9 protein-coding genes are annotated in these 16,970 nt (G+C 70.3%); 4 read left to right on the top strand and 5 right to left on the bottom strand.

Going from position 1 to position 16,970, the window contains the following annotated elements; translation table 11 throughout:
- The first annotated feature begins 28 nt into the window (after positions 1-28).
- A complete protein-coding gene (locus tag J0I99_RS13460) occupies positions 29-2,701 on the top strand; it encodes a bifunctional acetate--CoA ligase family protein/GNAT family N-acetyltransferase (RefSeq protein ID WP_291398239.1) in 2,673 nt (890 codons plus the stop codon).
- On the opposite strand, the gene mgtA is transcribed toward J0I99_RS13460, so the two are convergent.
- Positions 2,679-5,180 carry a magnesium-translocating P-type ATPase gene (gene mgtA / locus J0I99_RS13465; protein ID WP_291398240.1) on the bottom strand — a complete coding sequence of 834 codons (2,502 nt, stop codon included), beginning with the start codon at positions 5,178-5,180 and terminating at the stop codon, positions 2,679-2,681. The two genes, J0I99_RS13460 and mgtA, sit on opposite strands and share 23 nt — an antisense overlap.
- A gap of 23 nt (positions 5,181-5,203) precedes the next feature.
- A complete protein-coding gene (gene groL / locus J0I99_RS13470; RefSeq protein WP_291398241.1) occupies positions 5,204-6,832 on the bottom strand; it encodes a chaperonin GroEL in 1,629 nt (542 codons plus the stop codon).
- A 162-nt stretch (positions 6,833-6,994) separates the two neighbouring features.
- Here groL and J0I99_RS13475 point away from each other — a divergent pair, with 162 nt between their 5' ends.
- Positions 6,995-9,520, top strand: a complete 2,526-nt coding sequence (locus tag J0I99_RS13475) for a cation-translocating P-type ATPase (RefSeq protein ID WP_291398243.1) — start codon at positions 6,995-6,997, stop codon at positions 9,518-9,520.
- Between the two features lie 92 nt (positions 9,521-9,612).
- Here J0I99_RS13475 and J0I99_RS13480 read toward each other — a convergent pair whose 3' ends face one another.
- Positions 9,613-10,446 (bottom strand): hypothetical protein, encoded by an 834-nt coding sequence (locus J0I99_RS13480; RefSeq protein ID WP_291398245.1) that lies wholly within the window; start codon positions 10,444-10,446, stop codon positions 9,613-9,615.
- A gap of 259 nt (positions 10,447-10,705) precedes the next feature.
- Here J0I99_RS13480 and J0I99_RS13485 point away from each other — a divergent pair, with 259 nt between their 5' ends.
- A complete protein-coding gene (locus J0I99_RS13485; protein WP_291398247.1) occupies positions 10,706-11,341 on the top strand; it encodes a hypothetical protein in 636 nt (211 codons plus the stop codon).
- Here the strand turns inward: J0I99_RS13485 and J0I99_RS13490 are convergent.
- Both J0I99_RS13490 and J0I99_RS13495 read right to left on the bottom strand, forming a co-directional pair.
- A complete protein-coding gene (locus tag J0I99_RS13490) occupies positions 11,242-12,744 on the bottom strand; it encodes a M48 family metalloprotease (protein ID WP_291398248.1) in 1,503 nt (500 codons plus the stop codon). The two genes, J0I99_RS13485 and J0I99_RS13490, sit on opposite strands and share 100 nt — an antisense overlap.
- Positions 12,744-15,941, bottom strand: a complete 3,198-nt coding sequence (locus J0I99_RS13495) for a DUF2339 domain-containing protein (protein WP_291398249.1) — start codon at positions 15,939-15,941, stop codon at positions 12,744-12,746. The genes J0I99_RS13490 and J0I99_RS13495 overlap by 1 nt, the downstream gene beginning before the upstream one ends.
- A gap of 211 nt (positions 15,942-16,152) precedes the next feature.
- On the opposite strand from J0I99_RS13495, the gene J0I99_RS13500 reads away from it, so the two are divergent.
- A complete protein-coding gene (locus tag J0I99_RS13500; RefSeq protein WP_291398250.1) occupies positions 16,153-16,959 on the top strand; it encodes an alpha/beta hydrolase in 807 nt (268 codons plus the stop codon).
- Positions 16,960-16,970: the final 11 nt, after the last annotated feature.

Below are 16,970 nucleotides of genomic sequence, written 5' to 3' on the forward strand. Positions count from 1 at the left end.
CCGCTTGCCCCCAACAGCCAGGCCAGACATGACGATACGCAACCTCGACCAATGCTTCCGCCCCGGTTCCGTCGCTGTGGTCGGAGCCTCGCCCAAGCCGCAGTCGGTCGGTTCGATCGTGCTGAACAACATCCGCTCCGGCGGCTTTGCCGGCCCGGTCTACCCGGTGAACCCCAAGTATGACCGGATCGACGGGCTCGCCTGCTATGCCAGGGCGTCCGACCTGCCCCAGGCCCCGGACGTCGCCATCATCGTCACGCCGCCGCAGGTGGTGCCGGGGGTGATCGCCGAACTGGGCGCGCGCGGCTGCACGGCCGCCGTGGTGATCACGGCCGGGGTCGGCGCAGCCAGCGGCCTGCGACAGGCCATGCTGGACGCGGCACGACCGCACCTGATGCGCGTCGTCGGCCCCAACACGATCGGCATGCTGTCGCCGCTGGTCAGGCTGAATGCCAGTTTCGCCCACCTGCCCGCCCAGGCCGGCAAACTGGGGCTGATCTCGCAGTCGGGCGCGATCGTCAGTTCCATCCTCGACTGGGCGGCGGCGGACGGGGTGGGCTTTTCGCAGCTCATCTCGCTGGGCGACATGGCCGATGTCGACGTCGGCGACTGCCTCAACTGGCTGGCGGCGGACGACGCGACCTCGACGATCCTGATGTACCTCGAGTCGGTGCCGGAACCGCGCAAGTTCATGTCGGCCGCCCGCGCCGCGGCGCGGATCAAGCCGGTCATCGCGGTCAAGCCGGGTCGCCATGGCGAGGCAGCCCAGGCGGCGATGACGCATACCGGCGCCCTGGCCGGCTCGGACACGGTGATTGAGGCGGCGCTGCACCGGGCCGGCGTCATCCGGGTGCGCAACCTGGAGCAGCTGTTTTCGGCGGCCGAGGTGACAACGCGCTTCCGGCCCCTGACCTCGGGACGCCTCGGCATCGTGACCAACGGGGGCGGCGCCGGCGTGCTGGCGGTGGACGACCTGCTCGACCTCGATGGAACGCTGGCGACGCTGTCGCCTGAAACCCTCACCGGGCTCGATGCCGCCCTGCCCGCCACCTGGTCGCATGCCAACCCCGTCGACATCATCGGCGACGCGCCGCCGGAGCGCTATGGCGCGGCGGTGGCGGCGGTGGCAGCCGATGCCGCGGTCGACGCCCTGCTCGTCATGAACTGCCCGACGGCGCTGTCATCCCCGCTGCAGGCCGCCGAGACCGTGGGACGGCTGGCGACGAACGGGCTGATCGGCGGCAAGCCGACGGTCGCCTGCTGGCTGGGCAAGCAGACGGCCGAGCCGGCCCGGGTGGTGCTGCGCGAGGCGGGGATCGTCGCCGTCGACACGCCGGCGGCGGCGGCGGAGGCGGTGGATTTCCTGACCCGCTGGTCGCGGCTGCGCCAGCGGCTGGAGCGCGTTCCGCCAAGCGCCGGAGCGGTCCGGGGCGACGCCGAGCGGGTGCGGGACATCCTGGGACAGGTGGCGCGGGATGGCCGCACGCTGCTGACCGAGCCGGAGGCGAAGGCCGTCATCGCCGCCTACGGCATCCCGGTGCCCGAAACCCATGTCGTCGTGAGCGACGAGGAGGTCGGGACCGCAGCGGCCGATCTGCTGACGCGGCACGAGGCCGTGGTGGTCAAGCTCTACTCGCGCCAGATTTCGCACAAGTCCGACATCGGCGGAGTGGTGCTCGACATCACCAGTCGCGAACAGGCGATGGTAGCGGCCGCCGGCATACGCGACCGCGTGAAGGCCGCCGGCCTCGGGGCGTTCGAGGGGTTCACGGTGCAGCCGATGATCACGCGCCGCCATGCGCACGAACTGCTGCTGGGCCTCAAGACCGATCCCAGCTTCGGCCCGGTCATTGTCTTCGGCGCGGGGGGCGTGGCGGTCGAGGTGGTGCGCGACACGGCCACCGGGCTGGTGCCGCTCGACGAGGTGCTGGCCGGCGACCTGATCGACGGAACCCGCATTGCCCGGCTCCTCGCCGGCTATCGCGACCGGCCGCCGGCGGCACGGGAGTCCGTCGTCGCCGCACTGCTGGCGCTGTCGCAACTGGCTGTCGAGCAGCCGGCGATCGTGGCGATCGACGTCAATCCGCTGCTGGTCGACGACAAGGGGGCCATAGCCCTCGATGCGCGCATCGAGATCGACGGTGGGCGGCTGCGCGAGCCTGCCCCCAACCACAGGCTCGCCGTGCGGCCCTACCCCTCGGGCTGGGACAGCCGCGCCGACTGCGAGGGCCGATCGTTCGAGCTCAGGCCCATGCGCCCGGCGGACGCGGCGCTGTATCCCCGATTCCTCGAGCGCGTCTCGGCGGAGGACATGCGGTTGCGCTTCCTCGTGCCGACGCAGCGGCTGTCGCGGGAGGTGATCGCCCGGCTCAGCCAGCTCGACTACGACCGCGACATCGCCTTCGTCGCGCTGGAGGCCGACACTGGCGACCTGGCCGGGATCTGCCGCTACAGCTCGGATCCCGACCACGAGCGGGCCGAATTCGGCATCCTAGTGCGCAGCGACCTGCAGGGGATCGGGCTGGGGAGCGCGCTGATGCGCCGGCTGCTCGACTATGCCAGGGCCGACGGCCTCAGGCGGATCGACGGCCTGATCCTGCGCGAGAACCGGGACATGCTGGACCTCGCGGCGCGCATGGGCTTTGCCGCGGTGCCGCAGGCGACGGCCGGCGACCCGATCAGGATGTCGCTTTCGCTCTGACCGGCCAGATCAGCCGCTTGAGCAGTTCCGAGGCGACGGCGTAGGCGACGACGATGCCCATCAGCATCAGGATCAGGCCGGGCGGCAGCGGCACGAAGCCGGTGATGCTCCCCAGCGGCAGCATGACCAGGACGATGCCGCACAGCGCCGAGAAGGCGGCAATGCCGATCAGCCAGCCGCTCGGCCGGCTGTCGGTGAGACGCAGCCGCGTGCGCATGACGAAGATGATGGCCAGTTGCGTGAGCAGCGACTCGAGGAACCACCCGGTCTGGAAGATGGCGGGGGTCTCGCCGGCCAACCAGAGCAGCAGGCCGAAGGTCAGCACGTCGAACAGGGAACTGACGGCGCCGAAGGCCAGCATGGAGCGCGTCAGCTGCCTGAAGTCCCACAGGCCGGGCCGCCTGAGGATATGGGCGTCGACCCGATCGGTCGACACCGCGAGCAGCGGCAGGTCGGCGAGGAAGTTGTTGATCAGGATCTGCTTGGAGAGCAGGGGCAGGAAGGGCAGGAAGATCGACGCCAGCGCCATGCTGATCATGTTTCCCAGGTTGGCGCTGAGCGTGATCGAGACGTATTTGAGCGTGTTGGCGAAGGAGGCGCGACCGATGACGATGCCGCTGAGCAGGACATGCAGGTCGCGGTCGAGGAGCACGATGTCGGCAGCCTCCCGGGCCGCGGCCACGGCGTTGTCGACGGACAGGCCAAGGTCGGCGGCGCGCAGTGCGGGGGCGTCGTTGATGCCGTCGCCGAGGTAGCCGACAACCTTGCCGGCGCGGCGATAGGCCTCGATGATCCGTTCCTTCTGGTCGGGCGTGACTTCCGCGAACACATCGGTATGGGCGAGGCGGCGGGCGAGGGCGCGGCGGTTCATGCGGCCGACCTGCTCGCCGGTCAGTACCGCCTTGGTGGACAGGCCCATGGCATCGGCGACATAGGCCGCCACATGCCGGTTGTCGCCGCTGATGATCTTGAGCTTGACGCCGTGCTCGCGGAGTTGGGCGACCGTCTCGGCCGCGCCCTGCTTCACCTGGTCCTCGAACAGGACGTAGCCGACGAGGGTCAGGCCGGCCTCGTCTTCGGGCCGCAGGGCGGCTTCGGCCGGGATGGGGCGGGTGGCCACGGCGATGCAGCGGATGCCGTTGCCGCTCCACTGCTCCAGCCGCTTCAGTTCCTGGGCGCGGCGGGTCGCATCGAGCTCGACCGTGCTGCCGCCGACCATGATGTGGGAGCAGCGGTCGAGGACCTGGGGCACCGCCCCCTTGCAGACGAGTTGCGCTCCCTCTCCGACGCTGACCGCCACCGACAGGCACTTGCGCTCGAAGTCGTATGGCAGTTCGCCCAGCTTTTCGACCGGCTCCGACAGGGCCGCCGTTCCCTCCATCAGGGCTTGGTCGAGCGGGTTGTCGAGCCCGGACTGGAACTGGGCGTTGATCCGGGCCCAGCGCTCGACGCGGGCGCCGTCGCCATCGTCGACAAACCTGGCGACGCGCAGGTTGCCTTCGGTGAGGGTGCCGGTCTTGTCGGTGCACAGCACGTCCATGGCCCCGAGATTCTCGATGGCGACGAGGCGCCGGACCAGCACGCCGGCGGCCGCCAGCTTGCGGGCGCCGCGCGACAGCGTGACGGTGACGATGGCGGGCAGCAGTTCGGGGGTGAGGCCAACGGCGAGGGCGGCGGCGAAGAGGACGGATTCGACGAGCGGGCGCCCGAGCAGCACGTTGACCGGCAGGATGATGAGCACGATGACCACCATGGTCCGGGTCATCATCATGCCGAAGCGACGGACGCCGCGGGCGAAGCTGGTTTCGGGCTCGAGCCGCTGCGCGTGCTGCGCGATCTCGGCGTACTGGGTGGCCGCGCCGGTGGCGGTGACGACCATCCGCCCGGTGCCGCTGCGCACCGAGGTCCCCATGTGCATCAGGGTGTCCGGGCCGGGCTCGGCCCCGGCGAAGGCGGACTTGGCGACCGGGAAGGACTCGCCGGTGAGCGGCGCCTCGTCGACGTGCAGGCTGTTGCATGCGAGCGCCACGCCGTCGGCCGGGATCATGCTGCCGGCCTCGAGCAGGACGATGTCGCCGGGGACCAGCTCGGCGGTCGCGACATCTACGGTGCGGCCATCGCGGACCACCGAGGCGACGCTGCGCAGGCGCGCGCGCAGGGCGGCGAGGGTGTTGGCGGCGCTGTACTCCTGGAAGAAGCCGAGGGCGGAACTGGCAAGAACGATGGCGGCGATGATCAGCCCTTCCTGCACCTCGCCGATGACGAAGGAGAGGCCGGCCGCGGCAAGCAGGATGAGCACGAAGGGGGAGCGGAACTGCTCGAACAGCACTGCAAGCGGCAGTCGGGCGGCGTCGCTCCTGAGCTCGTTGCGACCATAGAGCCGGAGCCGATCGGCGGCGACGGCGGCGACGAGGCCGTGCGGGTCGACGGCCTTGAGGTCGATCGGCGGCGACGGCTTTGCAGGCGCGGACTCGGACACGGCGGGATCGCGCCGCAACACGGCTAGAACCCCGCCGGCAGGTCGCCGGCCGGCTCGCGCGCCTTGGGCTCGTCGGGCACCTCGGTCATGGTCGCCTCGGTCAGCAGCAGGGTGCTGGCCACGCTGACCGCATTCTCGAGCGCGACGCGAACCACCTTGGTGGGGTCGATGATGCCGGCCTCCATGAGGTCGACATAGGTCTTGCGGGCCGCATCGAAGCCGAGCGCGCCCGAGCCCTCGAGCATGCGGGCCACGACCACGCCGCCATCGACGGCGGAGTTCTCGGCGATCTGCCGGGCCGGCGCCTCGAGGGCCCGGCGCAGGATCTGCAGGCCGGTGCGCTCGTCGCCCTCGCTCGCGGCGATCTCGGCATCGACGGCAGGAGCGCAGCGCAGCAGGGCAAGGCCACCGCCGGGCACGATGCCCTCGGCCACGGCGGCCTTGGTCGCGCTGATGGCGTCGTCGAGTGCGTCCTTCCTCGACTTCATCTCGGCCTCTGTGGCGGCGCCGACGCGGACGACGGCGACGCCGCCGGCGAGCTTGGCCAGGCGCTCCTCGAGCTTTTCGCGGTCGTAGTCGCTCGTGGTCTTCTTGATCTCGCGGCGCAGCTGCTCGGCGCGGCCGGCGATCGCCTGCTTGTCGCCCTTGCCGCCGACGATGGTGGTGGTGTCCTTGTCGACGACGATGCGGGCGGCCCGGCCGAGCATTTCGAGCGTGACGTTCTCGAGCTTGATGCCGAGATCCTGCGAGATCACCTGCCCGCCGGTGAGGATGGCGATGTCGGCCAGCATCGCCTTGCGGCGGTCGCCGAAGCCGGGCGCCTTGACGGCACAGTTGCGGAAGGTGGCGCGCAGGGTGTTGACGATGAGGGTCGCCAGCGCCTCGCCCTCCACCTCCTCGGCGACGATCAGCAGGGGCGCGCCGGACTTGGCCACCGCCTCGAGCAGGCCGAGCAGGTCGGCGAGGGTGCTGACCTTGCCGTCGACGATCAGGACGCAGGCATCCTCGAGCACCGTCTCCATGCGCTCGGGATTGGTGATGAAATACGGAGAGATGTAGCCGCGGTCGAACTGCAGGCCCTCGACCACCTCGAGCGAGGTCTCGGTGGTCTTGGCCTCCTCGACGGTGATGACCCCCTCCTCGCCGACCTTGTCCATCGCATCGGCGACGATCTTGCCGATGCCGGCGTCGTTGTGGGCCGAGATCGCGGCCACCTGCTCCTTCTCGCCGCGCTTGCGGATCGGCCGGGACAGCTGCCTGAGCGCCGCGACCGCCGCCTGCAGGCCACGATCCAGGCCGCGCTTGATGTCGATGGCGCTGGCCCCGGCGACGACGTTGCGCACGCCGTCGGCGAACATGGCGTGGGCGAGGATGGTGGCGGTGCTGGTGCCGTCGCCGACGATGTCGCCGGTCTTTTCCGCCGCCTGCCGCAGCATGCGGGCCCCGAGGTTCTCCTCGGGATTCTTCAGGCTGAACTCCTTGGCGATGGTGACGCCGTCGTTGCAGACGATGGGAGCGCCCCACTTCTTCTCGATGAGCACCGATTTCGAGCGCGGCCCCAGGGTGATGCTCACGGCATCGGCGAGCTGCGCGGCGCCGCGCAGGACACGTTCGCGCGCCTCGGACCGGAACAGAACCTGCTTGTACGCCATGACGACAGTCTCCCTGCCAGACCGGGCAAGTCTGCCGGGACGCGGGGCCCGTCACTTTGATCCGCGTCAATCCGGCCTTGCCCGGAGGCCTTGACCTGCATCAACATCGATCGCGGCTCGGGCGATACCGTCGCCACGTCGAGACACTGCCGGAGGGTGAGCGTGGAGATCGTACCGCCTGAGGCCGGCCTCGAGTTGGGGCTTGCAACGGTCGAAGCGCAACGGCGCCTGGCGGCGATCGGGCCCAACACCCTGCCCTCCGCCAAGCCGGTTACCGTCTGGGGCCGGATCCTGCGCCTCGCCAGCGAGCCGATGCTGATCCTGCTGCTGCTCGCCGCGGCGATCTATTTCGTGCTGGGCAGCCTCACCGAAGGCATCATGCTGATGCTGTTCGCGCTGTTCTCCATCTCGCTCATGCTGTTCCAGGAATGGCGCAGCGACAATGCGCTGGCGGCGTTGCGGCAACTGTCGGCGCCGCTGGCGCGCGTCCGCCGCGACGGCGAGGAAATCAGCCTGCCTTCGGCCGATCTCGTGCCGGGCGACGTGGTAGTCCTGAACGAAGGGGAGCGCGTGCCCGCGGACGGGGTGCTGCTGACGGCGAGCCAGCTGGCGGTCGACGAGTCGCTGCTCACGGGCGAGAGCGTGCCGGTGAGCAAGGCGGCGGACGGCGCCATCCCGTCCAGGCCGGCCGGCGTCTATGGCGGCACGCTGGTCGTTGCCGGCCACGGGACGGCCCGGGTGACCGAGACCGGAGCCCGCACCGAGGCCGGCAGGCTCGGCGCCTCGCTCTCGGCCATCGCCGCCGATGAAACGCATCTGCAGCGCACCACCGGCCGGCTGGTGCGCGTGTTCGGCGTGCTGGCGCTGGTGGTGTGCGGCGCGCTGACGCTGTACCAGGGCCTGCTGCTGGGCAATTGGCTGCAGGGCATCCTTTCCGGCATCGCGCTCGGGATGGCGATGCTGCCGGAGGAGTTTCCCGTCGCCCTCGCCATCTTCCTCGCCATCGGCAGCTGGCGGATGGCAAGGGTCGGCGTACTGGTGCGCCGGGCCGCGGCGGTGGAAGCGCTCGGCGCGGTGACCTGCCTGTGCGTCGACAAGACCGGCACCATCACCGAGAACCGCATGCGCTTGCGGTATCTCGACAGCGATTCCACGCGCCTTGACGTGCGTGACACCGGCACGGTCCCGTCCGGCTTCGTGCCGCTGCTGCAAGGCGCCTGCCAAGCGTCGCGGCGCGGGAGCCACGACCCGATGGACCGCGCGGTGTTCGACGTGGCCGACGGCGCGCTCGGGGTGGAGGTCGAACAGGGCTGGACCCTGGTGCGGGAATACGGGGTCACGTCAGAATTTCTGGCCATGGCGCAGGCCTGGCGTGGCAGCGGCGACGGCCTGCTGGTCGCCACCAAGGGGGCGCCCGAGGCGATCACCGCGATGTGCGCCATGGACCCGGCCGCCGCGCAGGCGATCGTGGATCGCGCCCGCGGCCTCGCCGGCGAGGGATTGCGGGTGCTCGCCGTCGCCGACGCGGCCTGGACGGGGGAGGCGTTGCCGGACGATCCCCGCCAGCTGAGCTACCGTTATCTTGGCCTCATCGCGTTCGAGGATCCGGTGCGGCCCAGCGTCCCCGCCGCGGTGGCCGCGGCGCACACGGCCGGCATCAAGGTGAAGATGATCACCGGCGACTTTCCCTCGACGGCCCGCGTCATCGCCCGCGCGGCGGGAATACCGCACGAGTTGGTCGTCACCGGCGACGAACTGCGCTCGGCCGGGAGCGAGCAGGTGCAGGAGTGGGTCCGCACCGCCAGCGTCTTTGCCAGGGTGCGGCCGGAGCAGAAGCTCCAGCTGATCGACGCGCTGCAGGCAATCGGGGAGACGGTCGCGATGACCGGCGACGGCGTGAACGACGCGCCGGCCCTCAAGTCGGCCGACATCGGCATCGCCATGGGCAAGCGCGGAACCGACGTGGCCCGGGAGGCGTCCGATATCGTGCTGCTGGACGAGGATTTCGGCCGCATCATCGACGGCGTGAGGCTGGGCCGGCGCGTCTTCGACAACCTGCGCAAGGTCATCATCTACATTGCCGCCATCCACGTGCCGATCGCCGGCCTGGGCCTGCTGCCCGTGCTCCTGGGCATGCCGATCGCCATCTGGCCCCTGCACGTGGTGGTGCTCGAGATGCTCGTCGACTCGATGTCCTCGATCGCCTTCGAGGACACGCCGGCCGAGCCCGACGTGATGCGCCGCCCGCCGCGGCCGCGCGGGGAACGGGTGGCGGCGTTGCCGCAGCTGATCTTCGGCCTGGTCCAGGGCGCCGCCGTGCTCGCCGCCGCGTTCGGCCTCTATGCCGGCGCCCTGGCGCTGGGGCTGGACGAGGACGTCGCCCGGGCGATGACGCTGCTGACCACGGTGCTGGGCAATCTCGGCCTTGTCCTCAGCGACGCGAGCCAGCGCTCGGTGCTGGCCGGGGCGCCGCTGCGGCCGCAACCGCTGTTCCTGCCGATCGCCGCCGCGGTGCTGGCGCTGATGCTCTTGGCGATCTACGTGCCCGGGCTCGGCGAGATCTTCCAGTTCGGTGCGCTCACTTCCGAGCAACTCCTGATCTCGGCTGCTGCCGCGATCGCTTCGTGGCTGCTGGTGGAAACGGCCAAGCTGCTGCCGCCGGTGCGCCACATCCTCGGCGCCGCATAGCCCGCCGGAGCCTTCGGTCGCTCACTCGAAGGCGGGGGGGTAGACGCCGGCCGGGCCCTCGCTGCCATCGCAGCGGGCCCGGCGTCGAGGCCTCACCGACTGTCGCCGAACCCGTACACGAGCCGATGGGTCTGCATCTGGTGACCGAGCGTCAGGAGCAATCCGACGCGCAGGCTCGCATCCTCCACCGAGCCGATGGCGGCGAGAGCATGGGCCACCACGTCATCAGCGCGGGCCCCCGCCATGCCGAACGCAGTCCCCGCCGCAAAGGCCTGGTGGAACAGCGCCGGCGTGGAGGAGCCCATGGGCCTGAGCACCTCCGCTTCATCGCCCGCGGCCATGCGGAAGCCGTCGAGACTGAGCGACAGCAGGTCGACTCCCTGCGGAACGGCGAGCATGGTGCCGCTCTGCTCGATCGCCTCGAGCCGCGCCTGCAGGGTCTCGAGGTCGCGCCGGCTGCTCTCCAAATCGCCCAGGGCCACCCGGGAGAAGGCGCTGGCGAAGGCGGCGGCGAAGTACTCCTGCGGGTCGACGTCGATCCAGCGCGTCGAATCCAGCCAGTAGCGCGCATCCCGCGTCGTCGCGCCATCCCCCGCGAGCGCAGACTCCGTCGTCACCGCCGCGAGGGCATTGAGCCGGACCCAGGGTTCGGGGATGGCGGTCGCCTGCTGCAGCGCCTGCCCATAGCTGCCGTCGCGCAGCAGGCGCTGCACGAGGGCCGCGCGCGCGACGCTCTGCACGGGGCTGCCGACCACGTTGAGCACCGCGAGGAGATTGTCGGCAGCGACCGACGGAACGACCTCGACGAGGGCCCTCGCCTGCTCCGGCGCGGTAAGCGACAGAAGCGAGGAGCGCGCCAGGTCCGGCCATTTGCGGCGCAGGAACGACTTGAAGATCTCGACCGTTGCCGGCTGCTTTAGAGCCATGTCGAAAGTACTGATCAGCTGCAATGCCGGCGACGTCTGGTCCTGCCTCGCATAACCAGCCGCGACCTCGACTCGCGCGGCGGACAGCACTGCCCGAGACCTTCGCCGACACATCCTCGGCCATGGCAGGGTCGCCGATGGCCAGCGCCGCGCGCATGACGGCGAGGGCCAGCTCGGTGCGGGAGTCCTCGTCGAGGCCGCCGAAGGCCGGTGTTGCGAGCGCCCGCCGGGCCGTCCCGACCGAAGCCAGCGCCGGATCATGCACGCCAGCCGCCTCGCACAGGCGCACGATGGCCAGCCAGCGCGCCAGCGCGGCGCGGCGCTCGGCGGCCGACGCGGACGTCAACGCGGGCCAGCCGGCGAACGGATCGAGCAGGTGCAGGCTCTCCTCGACGAGCGGCCGGATCGCCGTCGTCCGCGCCAGGGCGGGAGCCCGGCCGGCGGCATCGAGCAGGATGGCGGCGCGTTCCTCGGCGCTGCTGGCGGCATTGCGCACCACTGCGACGGCACGCTCGCCGGCCCCGGCCTCGACGAGGCCGACGACGGTCTGCACCGCGAGCCGCAGCAGCGCGGGGCGCTCGACATAGGCCAGCAGCTGGTCGCCATCGGTCCCGGTCCCGATCGCGATGGCATCCGCCGCAAGGCCGAACACGCACTGCGGCGTGGGAGTGGCGGCGCAGGCCTCGAAGGCGGGGATGGGTTCGGCCGCCACCCCCGGCAAGGCCGGCATCGAGAACAGCGCCACCAGAGCCACGCCCAGCGTGGATCGACGACATGCATTGCCCGTCCTCGGCATCATGGCGCGCCTCCCAGGAGGTTGTGGAATGGTCGTGATGCCGAAATGCCCCGATCAGGCAGCTGGCCCGAGCCGATGCGGCAGTCGAGCGGTGTGTAGGAGCGGTCCTTGGCCTCGAGCACGAGTTCGGACAGGCGCGGATCGGGGCGCCACATGGTCGCGTCGGCCGAGAGCACGGCGCGGCAGAGCAGCCCGAAGGGAACAGACGAGAAATCCGCGGTCGAAGGGGGAACCGTGACGTGGTCGATCCGACCGAGCGTCGAGACGAGCGCGGCGTGCAGCGCCAGGTCCTGCCCCAGCTTCGCGCGCATGGCGGCAATGTCCCCTGCCCCCGCCTTCAACCGGACCTGGGCCGACTGCAGCAGGATGGCGCCGCGCAGATCCTGAAGGGCGGCGGGCAGATCGTCGCCTTCCGTCGCCGCCCGGGCGCGGATCGTCGCGGGGTAGTCGGGTGCGGCTGCGAGCACCGTCGAGAGCTCCCGGTCGGCCAGCGCCGCATAGCCGCTGGCGTCGACCAGCATGGCGAGCCGCAGGTGATAGGCCGGGCTATCGAGGTCGAGCGGCTGCCACTCGCTGTCGCGATGGCCGTCGGCGCACGTGACACGGTCGACGAAATTAGTGCGGCCGACACAGAACAGCCTGTCCTTCCAGGCCGGACGGTTGTCGGCCATGAGCTGGGTCAGCGCGACGATGCGATCGCCGGTTGCCGGATGGGTGGCGAAATAGTCGCGCAGCATGTCGGAAACGCCCACGAGCACCTCCGTCACCGGGCCGCTCGCCCTGGCGGGGGTCGTCGCTCCTCCGAGGCCGGCCTGCTGCACGGAGGCGAACATCTCGATGGCCTCGAGCGGCGAGTAGCCGGCCTCGGCCATGGCCAGCAGCCCGGCGCGGTCGGCCTCGCTTTCCTGCTGCGTGCTGTAGGAGACGTTGACGAGGCCGTAGCCGAGCCGGACGATCGCGCCCAGGTCGCCGACGATGCGCCGCAGCGTGATCTCGTACTGCAGCCGCTCCACCACGTGCCGCAGGTCGACATGGGCGATCTCGTGCCCGAGGATGGAGGCCAGTTGCGCCTCGCTCTCCATCATGGCGACGAGGCCGGTGGTGACGAACACATGGCCGCCCGGCAGGGCCCAGGCGTTGGCGTAGGTCGTGTCGAGGACGTGGAACTTGTAGACGACATCCTTGCGATGCAGGCCGCCAGCCTCGACCAGCCGCTCCCCGACGGCCGACACATAGGCGGTGAGCCCGGGATCGGTATCGAGGCCACGCGGATAGAATTCGGCAACGATGGCGTCGCCGATGCTGGTCTCCTCCTGCGTCGACAGGCGCGTGACGACGAGCCCGATCCGGTCGGCGTCGCGGGCGAAGTCGGCCCAGATGGCGAGCACGCTGTCGAACCCGACCCGATAGTCGCTGCGGCTCATGGAGATCGCGGCGGCCGAGGCGAGGCCGAGCCCGAGCAGGACGACGACGACGATGTTGCGCACGGCACCGTTGAGCATCACAGGTACTTCTCGATGAGGCCGCGGTAGCGGGTGTAGCCAACCGAGGCCGCCAGCAGGATGAGGCCGAGGATGATGAACGAGGCGATGCGATAGATCTCCTCGACGCCGGCAAGATCGACGAACACGGCCTTGACCAGCGTGGCGAACAGCAGCAGCAGGCCGAGCACGCGGTAGCCGCGCTCGCGCAGCACGAAGCCGCTCACGAGGACGACCAGGCCTTCGAGCGCGAGCCCGATCGACACGAAGTCGGCCGGCAGCTCGTAGTAGAGCAGGACGCCCAGGAAGGCGGCGCCGAGGGCCGCGAAGTAGGTGACGGCGTGCTGCTCGGCAAAGCCGATCAGGCGCACGATCCGGCCGGCCGGCATGGGCGCAGCGGTCGCGGCCGGCCCCGGAGCGCCGCGGCAGAGCAGCGAGGCGGCCAGCAGGGCAACGATCATCGGCAGCGTCGTCGACAGGCGCTCGTCAAGGCCGAGCCAGAGCCCATCGAGATAGATGTTGGTGGACCAGCCGCGGAACAGCGCATAGGCGCCCAGCACGTAGCTCTGGAACCGCAGGTTGCGATCGTCGAGGCGACGGCCGAGGTAAAGCATGGCGAGCAGCAGCGGGGCCCAGGCGGCCACCGTGTGGGCGCGGCCGAACTCGAAGCGGAAGAGCATGACGACGAGGATGGCGCTGGCCCAGGAATAGAGGCCCGCCGCGAGTGCCGGCTCGCGACGGAGCAGCGCCGCGACGAGGCCCTTCGGCTCCGGCTGGGGGGCGGCGGGGACCTGGTAGCGCAGGTAGATGAGGATCAGGATGACCGGAACCACGGTCAGCAGCCGGAAGGAGACGCCGGCGAGGTCGCCATCGACGACGAGGTTGGCCATGAACAGGCGCACGAATACGGCCGCCATGGCGATGTGGGCCTGCACCCGGAGCAGCGGAGACTGGAAGCGCGGCGCGGCCTCGAACAGCATGAGGCCGAGCACGGCCCAGACCGGGGCGACGGCGAGCGAGGGCAAATCCTTCCAGGTGGCGAGCGCAACCAAGAGGCTGGCGAGCGCCGCAGCGGCATCGCCGGCCCAGGGCACCAGCCTCGGTGGCACGGCGGCGTCCCGGCTCCGCACGAAGTAATAGAAGAGTCCGGCCGCGACGACGACCGAGGGGGCCCAGCCGGGCAGCCACGACGGCATCGCCGCCCCGTCGTCCAGCCCGGCACCGTAGAAGTTGACCACCAGCGCGGCGCCGGCGGCGAGGATCATCAACGCATAGCCCTGCAGCTCATGTCCGCTCCTGCGGCGCAGGCCGAGCTCGAGCAGGGCCAGGCCCAGGGCCATCCAGACGGGCGCGGCCAAGGCATGCGGGACGTGTATCCAGACGAGGCCGGCCAGCATGAGGGCCGCGGCAAGCCCGAACAGTCGCGCCGGGTAGCCGAGGTCGAGGTTGTCGCGCCGCAACAGCTCGGCGGCCACCTGGAAAGCGGCGATGGTGGCCAGGGTCGCGAACCATAGCACATCGATGCTGGTCGCGTCGGGTTCCCAGAACCTGACCAGCATCACGTTGAGGAAAGCAATTGCGCTGGCCGCGTAGCCGGCGAGGCGCAGCAGCAGTTCCCTGGTGCGCAGGCCGACGACGACGGTGACGAGACCGCCGGCCGCGAGGTAGGGCGCGACCCAGCCCCAGTGCCAGCCGTACTCCTCGATCGCGAGCGGCAGGGTAGCGCCGAAGGCGGTGAGCGACAGGGCGGCGTTGGCGAGGAACAGCAGCCGCTGCTCGAGGCGCCGGTCGATGAATGCAAGCCCGGCGCAGGCGATTGCCACCGGCGCGGTGACGGCCCACAGGTAGTGCGCGCCGAACGCGTAGTGCACCTGGGTGTAGAGCAGCGCCACGAGGCCCAGGGTATTGGCGACGCTGACGACCAGGTAGAGGGAGGCGTCGGCACCCCGGTTGTCACTGACCCGGCGCAGCGAGGCCCAGGAAAACAGCAGCCAGTAGAACACGAGGATGCCGCAGCTCAGCCAGAACACGGCCTCCGGCGGCAGCGCGGCGTCGAGCCAGTTGCCGGCGACCGGAGCCGTCGCCACGGGGGCCGGGGCGGCGACCTTCTGCAGCCAAATCCAGTGGTTGGCGTAGGTGCCCGCCACGCCGACCACGGCAAGGTAATGCCAGGACAGGACGCGTGCGACCGCGACAAGACCGGCGGCGAGCACGGCGGCGGCAACAAGGCTGGCGACGGTGACGGGGGTCAGCACGATGGCGAGGAAGGCAAGGCCGAAGGCGAGCGCCGTCACCAGCTGGGCGCGATAGCGCAGCGAATGGGCGATGACGCCCGCCGCCACCACGACCAGCACGACGAGCGCCAGGCCGGGACTGTCGATCACCTTGGCCTGCTCGACATTGTAGGCAGCATAGGCGTCGAAATAGGCGAGTGCCCAACCGCCGCCGATCAGGGTACGGCCGATCCAGCGATAGGCTTCGCTGCGCTCGAGCAGCATCCCGCCGACCAGCATGGCAAAGGCGAGGCCGGCGCCGAACGCGACCTTGCCCAGCGGCGGCAGGTAGAGCAGCGCCTGCTGCGACAGGAGCGCGATGCCGACGACGAGGACGAGCATGCCGAGCAGGTTCAGCCAGCGTCCGCCGACCATGGCCTCCCAGTTCACCGGCTCGCCTGCCTTGAGGCCGAGGATACGGCCGAGGGCCTGGGTGAACGCGGCCAGCCCGCGGCGGATGAAGCCGGGCTGGCGCGGCCCCGGCTTGGGCCGCTTGAACGGGATCGTGCCCCAGGCCGGGGGCTGTTCCGGGACGCCGATGGATACGAGCGGCTCGGGCTGCTCGGGACCTGGCACAGGGGCCGGCGGTGCGGGCAGCTCCGCCGGCGGGGGGAGTGCCTCGGGCAGCGCCTCGGCGATCCCGGCCGGGGCGGCCGAGATGGTCGGTGCGGCAACCATGGCAGCCTGTCTGGCGCGCCGGCGAACCGTGGCGGGGGCAGGCGCCGCCGCACCGGGGACAAAACCGGCGGAAGACATCTGCCGGTGCATCTCCTCGATCTGGCCGGTGAGGCGGCCGACGGTGGCGCGCAGGTCGGCAAATCCGTTCTCGAGCGCCTGCAACTGCTCCCGCTGGTGCCGGCGTCGCCGGACTGTCCTGACCCGGCTCACGATTGCGAGGACTATGACGAGAACCAGAACAAGAAGTACAAATGAATAGAAATTCATGTGCCCCTGCCTCCAGTACGGCATCATGAGCCGCCTCGCGACGGCAGGGTTGACGCAGATCAAACCCGATCCACGACGGGCCAGGACCGCCGCCACTATCGGCAGTTCGGATCACGCCATTTGCTGCAAATCAATCGCCTCTTCGGCGGTCATGCAAGACTATCATTCGATCGGGACAGTCGCCTGTCCGCCACGGCAATGTGAGGTCGACATGAGACGGGTGCTTTACTGGCTTGCGGGTCTCGCCGTGGTCTTGGTCGTGGGATACGTGGCCGTGATCGCCTATTTCTACATACGGCAACGAGATTTCCAGTATGATCGGGAGGGCAAGGTCTACGCGATCGCGGAGACGACACTGCAGAGGACGCAGGTCGTCTCGATCAGGACGGCGGACGGGTCCGGCCTGCTCGGCTGGTACGCGCCGCCGACCGCGAGCCTCCCGACGATCCTCTACTTCCGCGGCAAGACCGGCAGCTTCTCGCGCGAATACGCGCGGTTCGAGGCTTTCGAAGCGGCGGGCTACGGCTTCCTCGCCTTCGACTATCGCGGCTTTCCGGGGTCGCCGGGCGAACTCACGGAGGAGAACGTGCTGGCCGATTCCCTCGCGGCGTTCGACTGGCTGCAGCCGAAGGGCGGCAAGATCGTGCTATGGGGCCGCTCGCTCGGCTCGGGACCCGCGACCTATGTCGCGAGCGAGCGCGATGCCGCGGCGCTGGTGCTGGAATCACCGTTCCGGTCGGCCGTTGCGGTGGCCGAGAAGAGCTACGGCTGGCTTCCGGTCAGTCTCATCATGCTCGACCAGTATCCGGTCGAACGCTGGATACGCGCGGTGCAGGAACCGGTGTTCGTCGGCCACGGCACGCTCGATCCCGCGATCGACGTCAGCAACGGCAGGCGGGTGTTCGAGCTGGCGCCGCACGGCGTGACGCTGTGGATCGACCCCGAGGGCGATCACGACAACCTGTGGGATCACGGCATCTGGCAGCAGGCCCGGGCGTTCATCGCCAGTTCCACCTGAGCGGCGCCGGG

The sequence above is a fragment of the Devosia sp. genome, from assembly GCF_017307495.1.
Lineage (GTDB): Bacteria > Pseudomonadota > Alphaproteobacteria > Rhizobiales > Devosiaceae > Devosia_A.